Source organism: Streptococcus oralis, assembly GCF_026782345.1.
GTDB classification, from domain to species: domain Bacteria; phylum Bacillota; class Bacilli; order Lactobacillales; family Streptococcaceae; genus Streptococcus; species Streptococcus oralis_CK.
On sequence record NZ_JAKUWI010000004.1, the window covers coordinates 82936 to 104149 of the forward strand.

The window sequence follows — 21214 nt, forward strand, 5'->3', positions numbered from 1 at the left end:
CTTTGAGGTTGCAGATAGAACTGACGAAGTCAGTAACATCTATACGGCAAGGCGACGCTGACGTAGTTTGAATTTGATTTTCGAAGAGTATTATTCATCTTCGTCATCATCGAAGCCCGCTAACAAATCATTGACTTTCACAATGCTTTCTGCAGCACGGCTCTTGTAGTCCGCATCTGCACCTGTAAGGCTTGCATTGATAAATTCAATCACCATTGGAAGATTCATCCCTGCGTAGAGTTCAATGTCGCGACCTTCCATAATCAAACGGCTTACCACGTTACATGGTGTACCACCGAGAAGGTCCGCAAAGACTAGGAAATCATCCAGTCCTTCGATAGCAGCTTCAAATTTTGCAGTAAATTCTTCTGGGCCATCTTCTGGAAGAAGAGCCACTGCATAAATATTGTCCTGTGGACCCATAATCATTTCCGTGCTACCTTTAAGTTCTTCACAGAAACGACCATGACTCACCAAAATTAATGATTTACTCATAAATTATGCGCCCATTCCAAGCAAGAATTTACCGATGAATGAAAGACCTACTGCAAGAGCAATGATGATACCGATCGCTTTAGTGGAGTTCATACCTTTCTTACCAAGCAACCAGAAGATGAAGGCAGTAAAGATTGCTGGAAGCAAGCGTGGGAAGATTGAGTTCAAGATGTCTTGGAAGTCAATCATTTTTTCACCGATTGGCAATTTGTAAGAAATGTCAAAGTTGATCATTGTTGCTACAAGAGCACCCATCATGAAGACACCAAGTACAGATGCAGCATCAATCAAAGCTGTCAAGGTACTTTGCATGTTGTTGATAAGGTTAACCCCTTCTTTATATGCAAATTCCAATTGTTTCCAACGGAAGATGTCATAAGCAACTGCAACTGCGATCCAAAGGAAGATACCCCATGGTTGGCCGGCGATAGCCATAGTTGCTGCGATAGATCCCATGATGGCAGGTACAAGTGAACCAAAAATTGTGTCTCCAAGAGGAGCAAATGGTCCCATCAAACCTGTCTTGATACCGTTAACGGCATCTTTTGAACCTACACCATCTTTTTCTTCCATTGCAAGGTCAAAACCAGCGATAATTGTGTGGAAGAATGGAGAAGTATTGAAGAATTGAGTATGAACTTTCATCATTTCTTTCAATTCAGGAGTTCCATCCCCATACATTTTACGCAATTGAGGCAAGATCATGTAAAGGTAACCAGAAGCTTGCATACGTTCGTAGTTCCAACCTAATTGGAAAGTAAACAAGCTACGTTTGTTGATTTGATTAAAATCTTCTTTTGTAAGTTTGTAATTAGAATTCGTCATCTTCGATTTCCCCACTTTCTGATGGTGTAGAAGGTGCTGCTACAGCTACTTTTTGGCTGTTCTTAAAGTGAACAACTGCAAGGAAGATACCTACGATAGAAACACCAATCATAGACAAACCTTTGAAGTTGTTAGCAAAGCCAATCTTTTCAGCAACATCAGCAGGAAGAGTACCAAGGATACCCGCAACAGCTCCACCAAGACCTGTTACATATGAGTAAAGAACAGTCAACATAGCTGTCAAACCGAATCCCATTGCAAGGTAGTGAAGGTTACGTTTAACTGGAAGGTAACGAAGTAAGATAGCGAATCCAAGTCCTGGAAGCATACGACCTGCAAGCGTCAAACCGTCTGCAACCCATTGGTATTCTTTAACAAGGTCTACTACTGATTGTACGAAAGCACCACCAAAAGCAAGAGCGAAGAATACTGGAAGGGCACGAGAAAGAGCCCAAGGCACTGCACCAAGTAGGTAGTTGCGTTCGATACCTTTGTAGTCAAAGCGTTCGATCGCAGCATCAATACGGTGTGCAAAGAAAGTAGTTGTCATACGTCCAAGAACGTCGAAGTATGTCAAAAGTGCTGCTACTGGTACAGCGATTGTTGTGATCGCAAGATCTGTATCAATACCTTGAGAGATAGAGAATGCTGTTGCAAGAACCGCACCAGAAGTTGCGTCGATACGAGAAGCACCACCGAAGGTACCAACCCCGAGAACGAACAACTGCAAGCTACCACCGATAAACAAACCAGTTGTCACATCTCCCATGATCAAACCAGTAATAAAACCAGCGAATACAGGGGAACCTGCAGATGAAACGATTGTCAACTCATCACAGATTTGATAAGCTGAGTACAAAGTGAGAAGTAAAATTTGCCACCATTGTATCATAACAATGACCTCCTAAAAATTTTTTCCTATTTTAATAAGCTCAAAAAGTCTGAAACTGGATCATTTGGAACCATTTGAGCAGTGAGTTTCACACCTTTTTCTGCTAGTTTGTGGAAATCTTCCACATCCTTGTCTACTACGTTGATAGAACGTGTGATAGGGCGAGTTTCTGGTGTTTGAGACATATTGCCAACGTTGAGTGTTTCAAGCGGAACACCTGCTTCGACCAAACCAAGGAAACGATCTGGTTTACGTGCAACGATAAAGAGACGTTGGCTATCGTATTTACCAGCAAGGATATTTACTGCTGCTTTCTCAACTGGCAAGATACTGAGTTTCACACCTGGTGGTGTCGCAAGTTTCAAACCACTCTTTTCAATATCGTTGTTAACAACTTCGTCGTCTACAACCATAATGCGTGAAACATTTAGTTTTCCAGCCCAAAGATTGGCTACTTGACCGTGGATCAAACGTCCATCGATACGGCATCCTACAATTGTCATAAGTTTTCCCCCTTTATGTGTTTTAGTGTAGGTTTACGAGTTAAGTGAATCTCTTCTTTATATTCGCCCTCAGTTTCAAAGATGATGATGCGATTAGCACCTTCCTTGAGATAGCTATGAGGGATATAAAGTGAGAGGGTCGGGCCGACGTTCCAGAAACGTCCTAAGTGACGCCCGTTGACAAAGGCAACTCCCTTACCAAACTCAGACAAGTCTAAGTAGGTATCTTTCGGCTCTTCGACCGTAAAGTCGAAAGCGTAAAAGGCTGGTTGTCCTTCTGTCCATCCTTTTGAAAAATCAATTTTCTCAGGATTATCCAGTGGAAGTGGATATTGTTTCCAATTCAGTAAGAAATGTAGATCTTTGCAGACACCTGTACGAATTCCTTTATGTTGCGTATCTGCTAAGAACTTGTGTCCATAGTTAACACGCCCCATATTTTCGATCAGGATATCAATCTCTGAACAGCCTTCTCGGTTTCCCTGACAGTAGATGTCTTCACCAATCTCTGTCTGGTATTGAGTAGCAATCCATTGACCATCTACAAAGAGTTGAGCTCGGTCACGTCCATCGATGATACGGAGACGTTCCTCTTCTGCATCCCAACTTGCCTCCGTACGGTAGAGAAGGTAGCCATAACTTTGACCAAGTTCTTCCATCGCTTTTGGATAGAGGCTTTCAGTAGGACTAGAGAGACTATCCAGGGTTTCAAACAAGGAAACTTTTTCGGCCAATGGAATGGACCCTATCTCCATGCTTTCCTTATAGAGTGGTTCCAACTGTGGATACTCTGGGAAGTGGGTTGCCATCATCTTCTTGACTGCTAAGTATTTAGCAGTTGGATTTCCTTCTTCATCGAGAAGGGCATCATAGTCGTAAGATGTGACTTGTGGCAAATCCAGAGTCCCTCGAGCCGAGCAACCATTCATGAAACCAAAGTTTGTCCCTCCATGGAACATGTAAAGGTTGATAGAGCCTTGTTCCAATACCTCTCGAACAGCTTCTGCCAATTCTTTAGGATCACGCGTGATGATGGGTTCTTTCCAACGGTTGAACCAACCATCCCAGAATTCCATACACATGAGAGGCCATTTCTTGCCATGCTCATCAAAGAATTCTTGCATCTGTGAAAAGTTGTACGGAGCTTTAGAGCCGAAGTTCCCTGTCACAAAGAGATCATCTTCAATCAAGGTTCCGGCTTTCAGGGTAGCCCTCCATGGGCCATCTGAAGTAAAGAGTGGGCAATCAATCCTTCGGTCTTCCATCAATTTCCGAATTGCTCGTAGATAAGACTTATCTTCTCCATAAGAGCCATATTCATTTTCAACTTGCATCATGAGAATGTTTCCACCATTATCCAACAGACGAGGTACAAGCCTCGGCAATAATTGGTCATAATAGCGAGCAACCGCCTCGATGTAGGCCGGGTCGGACGAGCGGATTCGCATGTCCTTGGTCAAAAGCCAAGCCGGCAAGCCACCAAATTCCCATTCTGCACAGATAAATGGAGACGGGCGTACAATGGCATAGAGACCCAAATCTTGTGCTATTTGAAGAAACCTCTCCAAATTTCTGGCACCTTCAAAATCAAATTCCCCTTCAACGGGTTCATGTAAATTCCAAGCTACATAGGTCTCGACTGTATTAAAGCCAAGCGCCTTTAAGTTATAGAGAGAATGATACCAATCCTCTGCTGGAATCCTAAAATAATGAATGGCGCCAGACAAAATCTTGAACGGCTTCCCATCTAAATAGAAATCGTCCTCAATTTTAAATCTTGTCATGTTACCACCTCTGACGAATTAAGTTTGCGCTTTCATTTATTATAATATTAAATATAATCAAATCTTTTGCATTTGTCAATAGGTTTTAGAAAATTCTTTAAAATTTTTCTATTTTTTTACTTACCATTTACCAAAATTATCTAAAAATAGCATGAAAGCGATATTTTAATGTATGATAATTCACAAGGTTATAAAATGGAATTTTTTACATGTAACATAACATTTTTAGTCTATTATTTTAATTTTTTTTTACCTAAATACTACTATTTTGTCTGTATTTGTGGTAAAATCAAGGTTGGAGAAAGAGAATCGAGGTGAAATTTATGGCTATTCCTAAATACCAATATATTAAAGATGAATTAAAAAACAAAATCATCTCTGGTCAATTTGCAAGTGGAGATAAATTTTATACAGAAGCAGAATTGATCGCGATGTATGATGTTAGTTCAATCACTGTTGTACGTGCTTTGAATGACCTTGCAAAAGACGGCTATATTGTCCGCCAACAAGGGAAAGGGACTTTCGTTTCACGTGCCCGCAAGCACAAACTCGTTGAGTTTTCAGATGTCGAAATCTTTGAAACAAAAGATGATAAAGTTACTGTCCTTTCTATCGAGCGCGGAAACAAGCTTGAATACCTAGAGAAGCTTGGATTACGTGGAGATCAGTTCTACTACAAAATTGAACGTACCCGTCAAACAAATGGTGTAACTTACATCTACCACACATCCTATATTCCTGAACAATACATCAATGCCAACTATCCAAATCTTGACTATTATAGTTCTATCTATAAACGTTTCAAATTGGATTACCGCATTCACATGAACGATGAACATTTTGAGGAAATCAATGAAATCGCATTTCCAACACCAGAGCATGTTGCTTCTGTACTTGGAATCGATATGCAATTTCCAACTGTCTTCCAAACGAAGACTACTAAACTTGAGGCTACTGGCCAAGTCCTCGCCTACAGTGAAACGTATAAGCGAGCAGACTACTACAAAATTAAATTCCTCTCATGTAATCGAGGTCATTAAGAGAAAGCTTGAGCCCAGCTCAGGCTTTTTCTATATTCATTATAGCACGAGAAAGAGGTTGTGAGAACGCTATGAAGGGTTCTTATTTAATTAGTAGCGTTTTTACTAAAAACAAGTTAAATATCGGCTTTCTCTTTCTTATTTCTGGAAATAATTTTCTTCTAAATCTTATGATTTCCTCTATTTATTATAGTTCTTATATAAACGTACTTGACATTTTACTCCTTAGATAATAAAATAAAATCGGTTTTATGTAAACGCTATCATACATAATAATATCAAGGAGGTTTTGTCATGAAACTAGAAAAGAAACAGCGCTTCTCCATCCGTAAATACGCGGTTGGGGCAGCTTCTGTACTTATAGGATTTGCTTTTAGCGCCCAAGTCGTATCTGCCGACGGGATTACTCCAGCTCCAACAGCTGAAGAAACTGTTCAAACGATTCAGGAGAGTCCACAAGCAGTCAAAGAAACTGTAGACTCCAAAGTTCCAGAAAAACTGGAAGAAAAGGCTGACAAGCCTGTGAAAGAGGAGGTCAAAGAAGACCAGGAGGCTCCTCATACAGTTGCTCCAAAAACGGAAGAAACAACTGCACCAGCTGTAACAGAAAATGCTAGTCCTACCCCGACTACTGAGAAAGAAAGTCCTGCTCCAACTGAAGTTCCTGCAGAAGACTCTCCTTCAGAAAAGAAAAATGAAGCAGCCACACCTGCAGCAACTACTCCTAACACTGAACGAGCACCTCAGGTAAATGAAAAACTGGCTAAAAGAAAAATGATCTCAATTGATGCTGGACGCAAGTACTTCTCTCCAGACCAACTAAAAGAAATCATCGACAAAGCCAAACACTACGGCTACACGGATCTTCATTTACTAGTTGGAAACGATGGCATGCGTTTCATGTTGGACGACATGACCATCAAAGCCAATGGCAAAACCTATGCAAGCGACGATGTCAAACGTGCACTCGAAAACGGAACCGATGCCTATTACAAGGATCCAAACGGCAACCATTTGACAGAGAGTCAGATGACGGACTTGATCAACTATGCTAAAAACAAAGGCATTGGTCTCATCCCAACTGTAAACAGCCCTGGCCACATGGATGCGATTTTGCATGCCATGAAAGAACTAGGCATCCAAAAACCGAACTTCAACTACTTTGGTAAGGAATCTGCTCGTACCGTTGACCTTGATAACAAAGAAGCGGTTGCATTTACCAAAGCCCTGATTGACAAGTACGCTGCTTACTTCGCTGGCAAATCTGACATCTTTAACATCGGACTCGACGAGTACGCCAATGATGCTACAGATGCTAAAGGCTGGAGCGTTCTTCAAGCCTATAAATGGTATCCAGAAGATGGATTCCCAGACAAGGGTTATGATAAATTTATCGCCTACGCTAATGACCTTGCTCGCATCGTCAAATCTCACGGCCTCAAACCAATGGCCTTTAACGATGGTATCTACTACAATAGCGATACTAGCTTTGGAACCTTTGACAAAGACATCATCGTTTCTATGTGGACTGGTGGATGGGGCGGATACGACGTCGCTTCTTCTAAACTTCTAGTTGAAAAAGGCCACCAAATCCTTAATACCAACGATGCTTGGTACTATGTTCTCGGACGAAATGTCGATGGCCAAGGCTGGTACAACCTCGACCAAGGACTCAATGGTATCAAGAACTCTCCAATCACTTCTGTACCAAAATCTGATGGGGCTACTATCCCGTTCATCGGGGGTATGGTAGCTGCTTGGGCAGATACCCCATCTGCACGCTATTCACCATCACGCCTCTTCAAACTCATGCGTAGCTTCGCAAATGCCAATGCTGAATACTTCGCAGCTGACTATGAGTCTGCTGAACAAGCTCTGAAAGAAGTACCAACAGACCTTAACCGCTATACTGCAGAAAGTGTCGCAGCTGTCAAAGAAGCTGAAAAAGCCATTCGCTCACTCGATAGCAACCTCAGCCGTGCCCAACAAGACACCATTGACCAAGCAATCGCAAAACTCCAAGAAGCTGTAAGCAATTTGACCTTCACACCAGAAGCTCAAAAAGAAGAAGACGCGAAACGCGAAGTTGAAAAGCTTGCCAAGAACAAGGTAATCTCTATCGATGCTGGACGTAAGTACTTCACGCTCGACCAACTCAAACGCATCGTAGACAAGGCAAGCGAACTCGGCTACTCTGATGTGCATCTTCTCCTAGGAAATGATGGACTTCGCTTCCTCCTTGATGACATGACCATCTCAGCTAACGGCAAAACTTATGCAAGTGACGATGTCAAAAAGGCCATCATCGAAGGAACAAAAGCCTACTACGATGATCCAAACGGAACCACTCTTAGTCAAGCTGAAATCACTGAATTGATCGAGTACGCAAAATCAAAAGGCCTCGGACTCATCCCAGCAATCAATAGCCCAGGTCACATGGATGCCATGCTCGTCGCTATGGAAAAACTTGGAATCAAGAATCCTCAAGCCAACTTTGACAAGGTCTCCAAAACAACTATGGACCTTGAAAACGAAGAGGCGATGAACTTTGTCAAAGCACTCATCGGCAAGTACATGGACTTCTTTGCAGGCAAGACTAAGATTTTCAACTACGGTACAGACGAATATGCCAATGATGCCACCAACGCTCAAGGCTGGTACTACCTCAAATGGTATGGACTCTATGGCAAGTTTGCTGAGTACTCTAACACCCTTGCTGCCATGGCCAAAGAAAGAGGCCTTCAACCAATGGCCTTCAACGATGGTTTCTACTATGAAGACAAGGATGATGTTGAGTTTGACAAGGATGTCATCATCTCTTACTGGTCTAAGGGATGGTGGGGTTACAACCTTGCAACGCCTCAGTACCTAGCAAGCAAAGGCTACAAATTCCTTAACACCAACGGAGACTGGTACTACATTCTCGGCCAAAAACCTGAAGATGGTGGTGGTTTCCTCAAAAAAGCAATTGAAAACACTAAAAAAACACCATTTAACCAGCTTGCATCTACCAAATATCCTGAGGTAGACCTTCCAACCGTCGGAAGCATGCTTGCCATCTGGGCAGATAGACCAAGCGCTGAGTACAAGGAAGAAGAAATTTTTGAACTCATGACTGCCTTTGCAGACAATAATAAAGACTACTTCCGCGCTAACTACAATGCACTCCGCGAGGAACTTGCTCAAATCCCTGCAAACTTGGATGGATACAGCAAGGAAAGCTTGGATGCCCTAAATGCAGCTAAAGAAGCTCTCAACTACAACCTCAACCGGAACAAACAAGCCGAGTTAGACGCTCTCGTAGCCAAGCTCAAAGCAGCCCGCCTAGACCTCAAACCAGCAGCAACCCACTCAGGAAGCCTCGATGAAAACGAACTAGCTGCCAATGTTGAAACCAAACCGGAACTCATCACAAGAGCAGAAAAGATTCCATTTGAGGTCATCAAGAAGGAAAATCCGAATCTCCTAGCTGGTCAGAAAAAGATCATCACACCAGGTGTAGAGGGCGAACGCACTCATTACATCTCTGTTCTTACTGAAAATGGGAAACAAACAGAAACAGTTCTAGATAGCCAAGTGACCAAAGAACCTGTGACACAAGTGGTTGAAATCGGTGCCCCTATTACTCACAAAGGGGATGAACACGGTCTTGCCCCAGCCGCAGAGACAAAACCTAGACTGGACATCCAAGAGGAAGAGATTCCGTTCACTACCGTGACACGTGAAAATCCACTCTTGCTCAAAGGGAAGACTCAAGTCCTTACCAAAGGTGTTAACGGTCGTCGCAGTCATTACTACTCTGTAAGCACTACTGCTGATGGCAAAGAAGTGAAGACTCTTGTCGATAGCCTTGTAACGCAAGAAGCAGTGACACAAGTCATTGAAGTCGGAACCCTTGTTACCCATGTAGGGGATGAACACGGTCTTGCCCCAGCTGCAGAAGCAAAACCTAGACTAGACATCCAAGAAGAAGAGATTCCGTTCACTACCGTGACACGTGAAAATCCGCAATTGCCAAAAGGACAAAGTCAAGTCGTCGTTTCCGGAGTAAATGGCCGCCGTACGATTTTCTACTCTGTTAGCACTACTGCTGACGGCAAGGAAGAAAGAACCCTTGTCAATAGTGCGGTATCGCAGGAAGCGGTCGCTCAAGTTGTCGAAGTCGGAACTGCCGTTGAGAAAGCTGAGCAAGCTGAAGCAACTACTAGCAAAGCAGATGAAAAACAACTCCCTGCAACAGGAAGTCAAGACTCTGCAGGCTTGGTCGCAGCAGGACTCATGGCCACACTAGCAGCTTACGGGCTCACTAAGAAAAAAGAAGATTAACACCCTTCGATAAGCATATAAAAAAGCGAGATTGAATCTCGCTTTTTATTGTTAGGATTAATCACCAAGTCCGATACGTTCAAAGATATCATCCACTCGTTTGGTGTAGTATGCAGGGTTGAAGATTTCGTCGATTTCCTCTTGAGTCAGGCGTGATGTCACTTCTGGATCTGCTTCGAGAAGCGGTTTAAAGTCTACTTGGTTATCCCAAGAGTAGGCTGTTTTTGGTTGCACCAAGTCATAGGCTTGCTCACGTGTCATGCCTTTTTCAATCAAGGTCAACATGGCACGTTGGCTAAAGATAAGACCGAAAGTTGAGTTCATGTTGCGGATCATATTTTCTGGGAAGACCGTCAAGTTCTTGACGATATTTCCAAAACGATTGAGCATGTAGTCAATCAAGATAGTTGTATCTGGTGTGATAATACGCTCAGCTGATGAGTGGGAAATATCACGTTCGTGCCAGAGAGCGACGTTTTCATAGGCTGTCACCATGTGGCCACGGATGACACGCGCCAGACCAGTCATGTTTTCAGAACCGATAGGGTTACGTTTGTGTGGCATTGCTGAAGATCCTTTTTGACCTTTAGCAAAGAACTCTTCCACTTCACGTTGTTCCGATTTTTGAAGACCACGAATCTCAGTCGCCATACGTTCGATTGAAGTCGCAATGCTGGCAAGAACCGCAAAGTACTCAGCATGAAGGTCACGAGGAAGGACCTGTGTAGAGATTTCTTGAGCACGGATACCCAGCTTGTCGCAGACGTATTTCTCTACAAATGGTGGGATGTTGGCAAAGTTCCCAACCGCACCCGAAATTTTACCAGCTTCCACACCAGCAGCCGCATGCTCGAAACGCTCGATGTTGCGTTTCATTTCGCTATACCAAGTTGCCAATTTAAGACCAAAAGTTGTCGGCTCAGCGTGTACCCCGTGGGTACGACCCATCATGATGGTGAACTTGTGCTCCTTAGCCTTATCAGCGATGATGTTGGTGAAGTTTTCAAGGTCACGACGAATGATGTCGTTGGCTTGCTTGTAAAGGTAGCCATAGGCAGTATCCACCACGTCTGTAGAAGTCAAACCGTAGTGAACCCACTTGCGCTCTTCACCAAGAGTCTCAGAAACCGCACGTGTGAAGGCCACCACATCGTGGCGAGTCTCCTGCTCGATCTCCAAAATACGGTCGATGTTAAAGTCCGCCTTCTCGCGAATCAAAGCCACATCTTCCTTAGGGATTTCCCCCAACTCAGCCCATGCCTCGTCAGCCAAGATTTCCACCTCAAGCCAAGCACGGTATTTATTTTCTTCACTCCAAATGTTCGCCATCTTAGGGCGAGAGTAACGGTTGATCATGTTTTCTCCAATTCTATATATTTTTCTCTCTACTTTAACGTTCAGATAAATTAACCTCTATAATTTAAAATGGCAGGTCATCATCAGTCCCCCATGAGCCAAATTTATTTGCCTCTAGTTTACTTTTTTTATGCTCTAGTGAATTTTTTTGTTCTATTAACCGAGCTTCGTCATAATCTAAAATATTCCTTTTTTCCTCTAATTGAAATATCTTTCCATTTGTTCCTACATCATTCAACCATAAATCAGCCTCTATCTTGGAACGCTCCAAATCGATTCGTTTTAACTCATTATCAATAGATTTTATTTTATTTTGAACTTCAAACATCTCATCAAAGTCCGAGCTGAATGGATCACTATTTGAATAAAATGAACTAGGGTTTGAATTGAATGAGCTGTTATTCGGATAAAATGGATTAAAGTTTGAATTGAATGAGTTGTTATTTGGATAAAATGGGTTAGGATTTAAATTGAATAAATCATCATCCTCATCATCATTGATACCACCAAACAAAGAATTTTGTACTCTATATTGCTTAGCATCTTCATCCGATAACTCATTGACTAGTTGAATAAAACGCTCACTGTTTATTATGTATAACTCTTTACAAACTTTCTCTTCAGTATTTTCAATAGGATTATTAATATCATAGCCTACATTTAGATTCCATAACTCTGTCATTAACTCTATTCTTGGACCAATAGTTCTCCCGCTTTGCTTATAAAGCAAGTCGGATTTCCTATCGGAAATACCATCATTAGTTACAAAAATTACTTTGTTTCCAAGTGATTTTCCATCCTTAGAAAGTTTATGTAACAGTTCTTCCCATAATATATAATCTCCATATTTTCGTGAATATGTCAATCCTGCATAGGTACGATTGGGACTTTTTTCGTAATCTTTTTTACTATCATTTATTCCTGGAGGTATCTGTTGTTCGTATCTCTTTCCCCCTTTTTCCTGAACCTTGTCAATCCACTCTTGGGTTAACTTTTCAGCTACTGAATCATTAATTATTTTTTTTAAGCGTTCTTGTAACTCACTTACATCCTTTGTATATTTTTCATCAAAGATTTTATTAATTTCAGCTTCTAAGTCATCAATTTTCAAGATTTCCAAGAGTTTAGTTTTTACTTCTTTTTTCTGATTTTTATTTCGTAAAAATCCAAGAGGATCTTTACCACCCTTATCTTTAAAATTTTCTACCAAACTCCGAATTTCATTCACTATACTTTCTGCATAAGAATCTCGTTGGATTTCCGTTACCATTTTGATAGACTGCTTGTTAAAATGATATTCTAATCCAACTATATAAGGTATGAATAGATGGTCTTTAACAGCTTCTATTGTGTCTAAATACTTTTCAGCTAAGTCTGTCGGTAATCCCAAAATATCTGAGAGGATATTCGTATCTAAAACAATAAGGTTATTTTTTTCTCGCTTAAAATCAATAGAAGTTAATTTTTCTATATAGAACTCCGGAAAAAGTTCTTCCATACTTGCCATATTAATTATTCCTCCTAAAACTCATCCACATTACCCGGCACATCACTAAACAAAGTCACATGCCCCATCTTGCGGTTGTGCTTCGCTTCTATTTTACCATACAGGTGGAGGTGGGCGCTTGGATTTTCTGTGACATATTTCTCAGCCGCCTCGACGTGTTGCCCAAGAACATTTAGCATGACTGCTGGCGCATGCAGTTTGATGGTTGGCAATGGTGCTCCGAGAACACCCAAGATATGGGTATCAAACTGCGAGAAGTCACAGGCTTCGATTGAATAGTGGCCAGAGTTATGTGGGCGTGGGGCAATCTCATTGACAATGATGTCATCAGCCGTCGCAAACATTTCCACACAAAGAGTTCCAGAGAGGTTCAGTTGTTCAGCGATTCGCACTGCCATGGTTTTTGCCTTATCTGCTAGACTTTCTGAAATTCGAGCAGGCACAATGGTCTTAGAGAGGATGTTGTTGCGGTGGATATTTTCCTGAACTGGGAAAACCGTCACGTCCTTGCCATTACCAGACACGATAACAGAAATTTCAAGGTCAAAGTTGACAAATTCTTCCAAGACGCAGTCTGCTGAATCAGCTAGCGCATAGGCTTCTTCCAAATCTTCTGCCGAGCGAATAACCTTTTGTCCATGCCCGTCGTAGCCACCAGTCGCAGTCTTTAGGACATAGTTTTTGGACAAGTCAATCTCCGCTAAATCTTGACTTGAAGTCACGACCTTGTAGGGTGCCACAGTGACTTGGGCCTTGTTTGAGAGAAAGTCCTTTTCAAAGATGCGATTTTGCGAAATGCGGAGCAGGTCTGTTCCTTGAGGAAGCTGACCATCCTTGATGACAGCATCCAAACCGTCGGCATCGACATTTTCAAACTCATAGGTCAGGACATCGCAACGCTCAGCCAACTGACGGAGGGCATCCACATCGTTATAAGGAGCCACGATGATCTCTGCCACGCGAGAGGCTGGGCAATCCGCCGCAGGATCCAGCGCGATGACCTTGTGCCCCATGTAGATAGCAGAAATGGCCATCATCTGCCCCAGCTGACCGCCACCGATAATTCCGATTGTTTTAGATGAGCTCATTGGTAGACTCCTCTGCGATTTTTCCTTGCTCTTCTGCGAAATCAGCCAATGCTGTCGCGATAGCTTGATCCTCTACTGATAGGAGACGGAGGGCAAAGAGGGCCGCGTTAGTCGCACCAGCTTCACCGATAGCCATAGTTGCGACAGGCACGCCACCCGGCATCTGTACGATAGAGTAGAGCGAGTCCACGCCACTAAGGGCACGAGATTTGACGGGCACACCAATGACTGGAAGGGTTGTTTTAGCAGCTACCATTCCTGGCAAATGGGCTGCGCCACCAGCACCAGCGATGATGATCTTGATGCCACGGCTACGAGCTTCCTCCGCATGTCTGAACATGAGGTCTGGAGTACGGTGGGCAGAGACGACTTTCTTTTCATAGGCTACACCAAAGCGGTCTAAGACTTCAGCTGTTTTTTGCATGGTTGCCCAGTCAGATTTAGAGCCCATGATGATGGAAATAATTGGTTTCATATTTTCTCCTCTGAATAAACTAATTCTTTTGCTCAATATTTTTTACAGTAGCTGATTCAACACTATAATGTTGAACAGTCTGATTAACCAGATTTTCAACGCTCTTAGGTTTTATCAATAAACGAAGTATAATTGTCACAAGAGGTATAATGCTCGGCAAATCCTTCCATACAGGTGTCAACACTTCTTCACTATCACATCTTAAAAGCCAGTACTTTATTGTCTGCAATATTTTTCTTCTACTTTTCGTCTTCTCAGCTGTTCCAATAATCAAAGCCATCAGACTATGCGTCTCAACGCCTGCTTGACCAAGAATGACCTCAGATTTAGCGTAGCTATGACTGGCTAGTTCTATCATGATTTTTGGAAAATTAACTCCTGCTTTATAAGCGTTAGCAGGCTCTACCATTCTAGGGTTACACTCTATATAGTAAAATTGATCTCCCCTACGTATAAAATCTAGGGTTAGGCAACCGTGCCATTGTATATATTGTCCTAATTTTTCAACATGCTCTCTCGTTCTTTTAGATTCTATGCTTAATCTTGCCGCAGCCGAACCACCCGCGCCAGAACCTACTTTTACGCTAGAATGCACTGCGAGTAATTCTCCATGATCAAACACTGCTTGAACCTGACCATAGTCTCCAACTATGTCTTGCTGAACCATCCATTCCTCATCACTTGCTGTTAATTTGCTCGTCACTTCAGCCAAATCTTTCTTACTTGAAATCTTATAAACCGAGCGACCGGCAGTACCATAATCTGCTTTCAGCCAATAAGGATAGTCTAACAGTATAGAGTCTGCATCTTTCACGTACTCCCACTTAGGTGTGGGAAGTCCTAATAAATCCGCAGTTTCAGCAAAAGCAATCTTTCCAGCCAACATTTTAAACTGCTCTTTATCAGCAAGGGCGATTGGTAGCGATTGAGGCAAAAATTGTTTCCCATTTGCCAATAACCAGCCTTCTTCATGTGTTGGTAAAATGGCCTTGTAATTGGTTTTATGAAGCAACTGACTAACCTGTCTCAGATAATCTACAGGAAAACGATTCACATCAACTATCGGAACTCTATGGGTTAGACGACTGAAGTATGCAATGGAAAATCTTCTAGGAGATAACACATCAATTTTATAGCTTTCTTTCAACAAAACTGTCAAAGTTTCTCGTGAGGTCAAGCTTGAACCTTCTAAAAATAGCAATCTATTTTTCATTTTTCAAACACCTGAAGTCTATTTTTAAGTCTCACGGCTAAAAGTTTCATAGATTTGATTTACAAAGCCTTACCACCAATATCATGCCTATAAAAAAGACCTGTTGTGTCTTGTTTTTTTAGTTGGTCGTAGATTTTTTCCTGCGCAGCTGAGACAGTATCTGCTGTTGTGACCAGCATATAAACACGGCCACCGTTTGATAGGATGTCTTGGCTATTTTCCGCAAACTTAGCCCCTGCATAGTAGGTGATGATGTCGCCTTCTGTCTTGGCTGGCAACTCAACACCTTTTTCATAATCCAATGGATAGCCCTTGGATGCGACAACCACACCCAGAGTCACACCCTTATCTGTCCATGTGATGTTTGGCTCCTTCCCATCGAGGATATCCGTAACATTTTGTGCAAAGTCAGATGTCAAACGAGGCAGGATAATCTGAGTTTCGGGATCTCCAAAACGAGCATTGAACTCGATAACCTTAGGTCCATCAACTGTCAAGATAAGACCCGCGTAAAGGACACCAAGATACGGACGACCTTCTTTGATCATCCCTTCAAGGACTGGCTTGACAATGGTGTCAACCGCTGTGTCAACCACGCTCTGTGGCAAGTGAGGAACTGGTGCATAGGCACCCATCCCACCAGTGTTAGGTCCCTTGTCGCCATCGTAAGCACGTTTGTGGTCCTGAGCCGTTGGCATGATGTAGAACTTGTCCCCATTGACAAAGGCAAAGAGAGAGAACTCTTCTCCGTCAAGGAATTCCTCGATGACCACTCGCGCCCCCGAGTCACCGAACTTATTGTCCAAAAGCATCTCGTGAGCGGCTTCGACCGCTTGCTCAACCGTCTCCGCAACGACGACACCTTTCCCGAGCGCCAATCCATCCGCCTTGACAACGATAGGAGCGCCTTTCTCCTCGATATAAGCCTTGGCCTCCTCGAAATCTGAAAATGTGCCATAGGCTGCTGTTGGAACGTCATATTTGACCATGATTTCCTTAGCAAAATCCTTGGACCACTCCAGCTCCGCTGCAGCCCTAGTCGGACCAAAAGCCTTGAGCCCAGCTTTGTTAAAATCATCCACGATACCAGCAGCAAGGGCATCATCTGGACCGATGAAGGTCCAAGCAATATCGTTGGCTTTTGCAAACTCAATCAGTTTAGAATGTTCGGAAATAGAGATATTTACCAATTCTAGACCATCCAGAGTCATTCCGTCATTTCCAGGAGCTACAAAAACTTTTTCAACGTCTTTTGACTCAAGTAACTTCTTAGCAATCGCATGTTCACGACCACCCGAACCGACAACTAACAGCTTCATCTATCAACCTCTTTTGCGAATTATTTACTAACATTATACCACAAACGTTCGTTTTAATCTTGTTTCACTTAGCATTTTAAGCCAAAAAAGGAAAGAAACTGTTTTCTTCCCTTTCGTTTTTTAATGTCTAAAATGTCTCACACCTGTGAAGACCATAGTCAAACCGTATTTGTCAGCAGCTTCGATAGACTCTTGGTCACGAACTGAGCCACCTGGTTGGATGATGGCTTTGATACCTGCTTTAGCGATTTCTTCCACGTTATCCGCAAATGGGAAGAAGGCGTCGGAAGCAAGCACAGCGCCGTCAAGGCGGTCTTTAGCTTGGTCAATGGCAATGCGAACAGAAGCCACTCGGTTGGTTTGACCTGGCCCAACGCCAAGTGTCATGTGGTCGTTGGTCACGATGATCCCGTTTGATTTGACGTACTTGATAGCTTTCCAAGCGAACTCAAGAGCAGTCGCTTCTGTCTCGGTTGGCTGGCGCTTGGTCACCACTTGCCAGTCAGCTGGGCTTTCCTTGACCACGTCTTGATTTTGCACAAGAAGTCCACCAACCACGCCTGTGTATTCTGCCTCTACCTCACTAGCATCTTGAGCATCAAATGGCAAGGCAAGGATGCGCAAGTTTTTCTTTTTATTGGTCAAAATAGCTAGCGCTTCATCCGTATAGCTCGGTGCGATGATGATCTCGAGGAATACACCGTGCATCTTCTCAGCAGTCGCAGCATCCACCTCACGGTTAAGGACGACAATTCCACCAAAGATAGACACCGGGTCAGATTCATAAGCGTAGTCCCAAGCTGTTTCAATGTTGTCAGCCTGACCGATTCCACATGGGTTCATGTGTTTGAGAGCCACAACAGTTGGACGGTCTTTGAAATCACGGATGATACGGATAGCTGCATCCGCATCACGGATATTGTTAAAGGACAATTCTTTCCCGTTTAGCTGTTTAGCGGATGCAATGGAGTATTCCGTAGGAAGAGCTTTTTGGTAGAAGTCTGCATCCTGCTGAGGGTTTTCACCGTAACGCATGGGTTGCTTGAGGTCATAGGTCAAAGTGAGTTTTTCAGGTTTGCTTTCACCCACTTGAGCAGTGAAATATGCCGCAATCAAAGCATCATAAGCTGCTGTGTGGCGGAAAACCTTAGCCGCCAAACGTTGACGAGTTTCATAAGTAGTTTCACCATTTGCTGCCAATTCGTCCAAAACCACTGCATAGTCAGCAGGGTCTACCACAACCGTCACGCTGGCATGGTTTTTAGCTGCTGAACGAAGCATAGACGGCCCACCGATATCGATGTTTTCAACCGCATCCGCGTATGTCACGTCTGGTTTGAGGATGGTTTCCTTGAATGGGTAAAGGTTGACTACGACAAGGTCGATCAACTCAATTTTGTTGTCCTTAGCAGCCTCTAGGTGACTATCGAGATCACGACGAGCGAGGAGACCACCATGGATATTTGGGTGAAGGGTCTTGACACGACCGTCCATCATTTCTGGGAAACCAGTCACATCGTCGATGGCGATAGTATCCACCCCAGCATTGTCAAGGGCAACTTTAGTACCACCAGTTGAGATGATATCCCAACCAAGTTTTTTGAGTTCTTGGGCAAATTCAACGATGCCCGCTTTATCTGAGACTGAAATAAGTGCTCGTTTAGTCATTATTATTCTCCAATCTAAACTGTGGATTATAGCGATCTACCAGGTCTCTAGTTGCTCTTTCATTTCTAAACTGTAGATTATAGCGATCTACCCTGCGTTTCGTTTCTTCTTCATTAAATTTTAGTGTACACAAAGTAGGATTTATTCCATCAAGATAAGCGATAAATGATAGCATCCCAAAACTTCTTCCTTTTTCATCATAAGCACTCTTATACTGATTTACTGAGTTATTGAAAATATACTCTCGAATAACAAATGGTAATTGAAATGTAAGTTCATAGTTTGTATCATTATCATATTCAGCGGGATTAATTATCCATACATTTCTCTCAGTTTCATTCCAAGTGATTGTTACTTCTTGATGCGGGTTTCTACGTAGCGACTTACGAAATTTTTCATCGTCATTAGGTATAAGCGCTATAATTTGTGAACTCTTTGTGCTCGCTATATAAATACTTCCAACATTTTGCAATTTATCTACAAATTCATGCACAATTGGTTGGCGACTGTCAAAATCAAACCAGCTATTTAGTTGATCATAACTTAAACTATTAATCCACCTAGAAAAATCCTCTTTAAAGTTATTAAAAATATCGCTACTAATATCATTGCGAATATTGTGAATGGAAAACAATCTATCTACAATTTGATTTATAAAATCCCTGATCCAGCTATAATAGCCAGATGATAAATCCATTAAATAAATCTTATGAGCTATAGCCAATCTTTGAGCATCATCTGTAAATCCCGATGTCGAAAAAAGAGCATAATTATAATGATATTTAGGCAACTTTAACTCTTGACTAGTCATCTCAACTGTAGAATAATTAGTATTTACGTCTTGTAGAATACCTATTCCCATTCTAACTCTATCTATACCTACCTTATTACTGGTATAAAATTTAGCCTCTAAAAATAAACGTATAGGATATACAAATGGTGGTGTAATACGAAACGTTCCTAACGAATCAAATTGATGGTAACCACCTCTCCCCTTGATATTTAGGCCATTCCTAGGTAAATCTACAATCTCATTATCGGTACTCGTTACTAAATCATATCCGTTAACTTTTAATAACTTAGCCAGTACAATTTCTAATAAATATCCTTTAGCTTGTGGTTTTTTCATAATTTCCTCTCCGCTCCCAAACTATCCAAGACTTCTGGATAAAGTTTGTACTCTGTTTCGTGGATGCGAGTCTCGAAAGTATCCACGGTATCCCCTTCAAGGCGTGGTACACGAACCTGTTTGATGACCTTGCCTGTATCCACACCTGAGTCCACCCAGTGAATGGTCACGCCGCTCTCAGTAACTCCAGCATTCCAAGCGTCCTCAATCCCATGAGCTCCTGGAAATTCTGGCAGGTAGGCTGGATGAATGTTGATAATTCGGCCCTCATAAGCTGACAATAAAGTTGGCCCAACGATTTTCATATAGCCTGCTAAACAAACCAAGTCAATCTGGTGTTCTTCCAAGAGCTCGACAAGAGCTGCTTCGTAGTCCGCCTTGTTCTCAAACTCCTTGAGTTCAAAAGCATAGGACAGGACGCCGAGCTTGTCTGCACGTTCGAGCACATAGGCGTCACGATGGTCTGAAAAGACAAACTCCACCGGAAATTCTTCAGCAATCACCTGAAAATTTGAGCCGTTACCAGAGGCAAAAACCGCTATTTTTTTCATTTGATGATGACACTTTCGTTTTCTTTCTTGACGATGCGACCAATCTCATAGACTGGTTCATCCAGCAATTCCTTGATGCGACCTACATTTTCAGGGCTAACTGCCAACATGAGTCCCACACCCATATTGAAGATTTCAAACATTTCTTCATGCTTGATTTCACCGTATTTTTCAAGAGCTTTGAAAATAGGAAGGACTGGAACCTTGTCTTCTTCAATTTCCGCAGCTAGGTCAGCCGCAAACATACGAGGGACATTCTCGATAAATCCACCACCTGTGATGTGGGCAATACCGTTGACCAACTCTTCCTTGATGAGTGGTAAGACAGCCTTGACATAGATACGAGTCGGCTCAAGAAGAACTTCCTTGAGTTTCTTGCCTTCCAATTCTGGCAAGACTTCCTCACCTGTGTAGTCCGCAAAAACACGACGCACGAGTGAGTAACCATTTGAGTGAATCCCACTTGAAGCAAGTCCGAGAAGAACATCACCTTCTGCCACTTTTGAACCGTCAATGATTTGAGATTTTTCAGCCACGCCGACCGCAAAACCAGCCAAGTCATAATCATCTGCGCCATACATACCAGGCATTTCAGCCGTTTCTCCACCGATGAGAGCTGCACCAGCCTGCACACAGCCTTCTGCCACACCAGCAACCACTTGTTCTAGTTTAGCTGGTTCATTCTTCCCTGTCGCCACATAGTCGAGGAAATAGAGAGGCTCCGCACCTGCAGCGATGATATCATTGACACACATGGCTACACAGTCCTGCCCAATCGTGTCATGCTTGTCGTACTTGATAGCCAGCATGAGCTTAGTGCCGACGCCATCAGTCCCTGAGATCAATACGGGCTCTTTGACATCTGTTTTTGAAAGGTCAAACATGCCACCGAAACCACCAAGAGCTCCCATAACACCTACGCGTTCTGTACGAGCCACATGCTTTTTGATCCGCTCAACAACTTCATAACCTGCTTCAACATCTACACCCGACTGGGCATACGCATTTTTATTTGCCATTTTATTTTTCCTTTTCTTTGAGAA

The 21214-nt window shown here is 42.7% G+C and carries 17 protein-coding genes; 2 read left to right on the forward strand and 15 right to left on the reverse strand.

All coding sequences use genetic code 11. The features are described 5' to 3' along the window. Positions 1-90: 90 nt before the first annotated feature. The 5 genes from MK405_RS08710 to MK405_RS08730 are packed head-to-tail and all read right to left on the reverse strand — an operon-like array spanning position 91 to position 4499. The gene (locus tag MK405_RS08710; RefSeq protein WP_268704809.1) at positions 91-495 is read right to left on the reverse strand and encodes a PTS sugar transporter subunit IIA; all 405 of its coding nucleotides are present in this window, start codon (positions 493-495) and stop codon (positions 91-93) included. Positions 496-498: 3 nt separating this feature from the next. Beyond that, positions 499-1320, reverse strand: a complete 822-nt coding sequence (locus tag MK405_RS08715) for a PTS system mannose/fructose/sorbose family transporter subunit IID (RefSeq protein ID WP_268704810.1) — start codon at positions 1318-1320, stop codon at positions 499-501. Then, positions 1307-2212 carry a PTS mannose/fructose/sorbose/N-acetylgalactosamine transporter subunit IIC gene (locus tag MK405_RS08720; RefSeq protein WP_084851753.1) on the reverse strand — a complete coding sequence of 302 codons (906 nt, stop codon included), beginning with the start codon at positions 2210-2212 and terminating at the stop codon, positions 1307-1309. The genes MK405_RS08715 and MK405_RS08720 overlap by 14 nt, the downstream gene beginning before the upstream one ends. A gap of 26 nt (positions 2213-2238) precedes the next feature. Next, positions 2239-2715, reverse strand: a complete 477-nt coding sequence (locus MK405_RS08725; RefSeq protein ID WP_268704811.1) for a PTS sugar transporter subunit IIB — start codon at positions 2713-2715, stop codon at positions 2239-2241. Next, on the reverse strand, positions 2712-4499 hold the full coding sequence (locus MK405_RS08730; RefSeq protein WP_268704812.1) for a glycoside hydrolase family 35 protein: 1788 nt from the start codon (positions 4497-4499) through the stop codon (positions 2712-2714). Before MK405_RS08730 ends, MK405_RS08725 begins: the two co-directional genes overlap by 4 nt. A gap of 323 nt (positions 4500-4822) precedes the next feature. Here MK405_RS08730 and MK405_RS08735 point away from each other — a divergent pair, with 323 nt between their 5' ends. Both MK405_RS08735 and strH read left to right on the forward strand, forming a co-directional pair. Beyond that, positions 4823-5539 (forward strand): GntR family transcriptional regulator, encoded by a 717-nt coding sequence (locus MK405_RS08735; protein WP_268704813.1) that lies wholly within the window; start codon positions 4823-4825, stop codon positions 5537-5539. A 294-nt stretch (positions 5540-5833) separates the two neighbouring features. After that, the gene (gene strH, locus MK405_RS08740) at positions 5834-9865 is read left to right on the forward strand and encodes an LPXTG-anchored beta-N-acetylhexosaminidase StrH (RefSeq protein WP_268704814.1); all 4032 of its coding nucleotides are present in this window, start codon (positions 5834-5836) and stop codon (positions 9863-9865) included. A gap of 57 nt (positions 9866-9922) precedes the next feature. Here strH and purB read toward each other — a convergent pair whose 3' ends face one another. The 10 genes from purB to purM form a co-directional block, all read right to left on the reverse strand. Further along, positions 9923-11221, reverse strand: coding sequence for an adenylosuccinate lyase (purB, locus tag MK405_RS08745; protein WP_247924369.1), 1299 nt, complete (start codon positions 11219-11221; stop codon positions 9923-9925). 64 nt (positions 11222-11285) lie between these two features. After that, positions 11286-12728 carry a PIN-like domain-containing protein gene (locus MK405_RS08750; protein WP_247924368.1) on the reverse strand — a complete coding sequence of 481 codons (1443 nt, stop codon included), beginning with the start codon at positions 12726-12728 and terminating at the stop codon, positions 11286-11288. A gap of 14 nt (positions 12729-12742) precedes the next feature. Beyond that, entirely contained in the window at positions 12743-13816 is a 1074-nt protein-coding gene (gene purK / locus MK405_RS08755; RefSeq protein WP_247924367.1) for a 5-(carboxyamino)imidazole ribonucleotide synthase, read from the reverse strand. Continuing rightward, a complete protein-coding gene (purE, locus tag MK405_RS08760; RefSeq protein WP_125450534.1) occupies positions 13803-14291 on the reverse strand; it encodes a 5-(carboxyamino)imidazole ribonucleotide mutase in 489 nt (162 codons plus the stop codon). Before purE ends, purK begins: the two co-directional genes overlap by 14 nt. Positions 14292-14310: 19 nt before the next feature. Then, positions 14311-15504 carry an ATP-grasp domain-containing protein gene (locus MK405_RS08765; protein ID WP_000797338.1) on the reverse strand — a complete coding sequence of 398 codons (1194 nt, stop codon included), beginning with the start codon at positions 15502-15504 and terminating at the stop codon, positions 14311-14313. A gap of 59 nt (positions 15505-15563) precedes the next feature. Next, positions 15564-16823: a phosphoribosylamine--glycine ligase gene (gene purD / locus MK405_RS08770; protein WP_125450535.1), complete on the reverse strand. Its 1260-nt coding sequence runs from the start codon at positions 16821-16823 to the stop codon at positions 15564-15566. 120 nt (positions 16824-16943) lie between these two features. Beyond that, entirely contained in the window at positions 16944-18491 is a 1548-nt protein-coding gene (purH, locus tag MK405_RS08775) for a bifunctional phosphoribosylaminoimidazolecarboxamide formyltransferase/IMP cyclohydrolase (protein ID WP_125450536.1), read from the reverse strand. Continuing rightward, positions 18484-19620 carry a hypothetical protein gene (locus MK405_RS08780; protein WP_084872160.1) on the reverse strand — a complete coding sequence of 379 codons (1137 nt, stop codon included), beginning with the start codon at positions 19618-19620 and terminating at the stop codon, positions 18484-18486. The genes purH and MK405_RS08780 overlap by 8 nt, the downstream gene beginning before the upstream one ends. Further along, positions 19617-20171: a phosphoribosylglycinamide formyltransferase gene (purN, locus tag MK405_RS08785; protein ID WP_084872161.1), complete on the reverse strand. Its 555-nt coding sequence runs from the start codon at positions 20169-20171 to the stop codon at positions 19617-19619. Before purN ends, MK405_RS08780 begins: the two co-directional genes overlap by 4 nt. Beyond that, on the reverse strand, positions 20168-21190 hold the full coding sequence (gene purM, locus MK405_RS08790; RefSeq protein WP_268704815.1) for a phosphoribosylformylglycinamidine cyclo-ligase: 1023 nt from the start codon (positions 21188-21190) through the stop codon (positions 20168-20170). Before purM ends, purN begins: the two co-directional genes overlap by 4 nt. Positions 21191-21214: the final 24 nt, after the last annotated feature.

Bases quoted from the DNA above. Each gene is read 5' to 3' on its own strand.
- purN (WP_084872161.1), bottom strand. From the start codon at position 20,171: ATGAAAAAAATAGCGGTTTTTGCCTCTGGTAACGGCTCAAATTTTCAG.
- MK405_RS08715 (WP_268704810.1), bottom strand. From the start codon at position 1,320: ATGACGAATTCTAATTACAAACTTACAAAAGAAGATTTTAATCAAATC.
- MK405_RS08730 (WP_268704812.1), bottom strand. From the start codon at position 4,499: ATGACAAGATTTAAAATTGAGGACGATTTCTATTTAGATGGGAAGCCG.
- purK (WP_247924367.1), bottom strand. From the start codon at position 13,816: ATGAGCTCATCTAAAACAATCGGAATTATCGGTGGCGGTCAGCTGGGG.
- MK405_RS08725 (WP_268704811.1), bottom strand. From the start codon at position 2,715: ATGACAATTGTAGGATGCCGTATCGATGGACGTTTGATCCACGGTCAA.
- strH (WP_268704814.1), top strand. From the start codon at position 5,834: ATGAAACTAGAAAAGAAACAGCGCTTCTCCATCCGTAAATACGCGGTT.
- MK405_RS08710 (WP_268704809.1), bottom strand. From the start codon at position 495: ATGAGTAAATCATTAATTTTGGTGAGTCATGGTCGTTTCTGTGAAGAA.
- purD (WP_125450535.1), bottom strand. From the start codon at position 16,823: ATGAAGCTGTTAGTTGTCGGTTCGGGTGGTCGTGAACATGCGATTGCT.
- purB (WP_247924369.1), bottom strand. From the start codon at position 11,221: ATGATCAACCGTTACTCTCGCCCTAAGATGGCGAACATTTGGAGTGAA.
- MK405_RS08765 (WP_000797338.1), bottom strand. From the start codon at position 15,504: ATGAAAAATAGATTGCTATTTTTAGAAGGTTCAAGCTTGACCTCACGA.
- MK405_RS08750 (WP_247924368.1), bottom strand. From the start codon at position 12,728: ATGGCAAGTATGGAAGAACTTTTTCCGGAGTTCTATATAGAAAAATTA.
- purM (WP_268704815.1), bottom strand. From the start codon at position 21,190: ATGGCAAATAAAAATGCGTATGCCCAGTCGGGTGTAGATGTTGAAGCA.
- purH (WP_125450536.1), bottom strand. From the start codon at position 18,491: ATGACTAAACGAGCACTTATTTCAGTCTCAGATAAAGCGGGCATCGTT.
- MK405_RS08735 (WP_268704813.1), top strand. From the start codon at position 4,823: ATGGCTATTCCTAAATACCAATATATTAAAGATGAATTAAAAAACAAA.
- MK405_RS08720 (WP_084851753.1), bottom strand. From the start codon at position 2,212: ATGATACAATGGTGGCAAATTTTACTTCTCACTTTGTACTCAGCTTAT.
- MK405_RS08780 (WP_084872160.1), bottom strand. From the start codon at position 19,620: ATGAAAAAACCACAAGCTAAAGGATATTTATTAGAAATTGTACTGGCT.
- purE (WP_125450534.1), bottom strand. From the start codon at position 14,291: ATGAAACCAATTATTTCCATCATCATGGGCTCTAAATCTGACTGGGCA.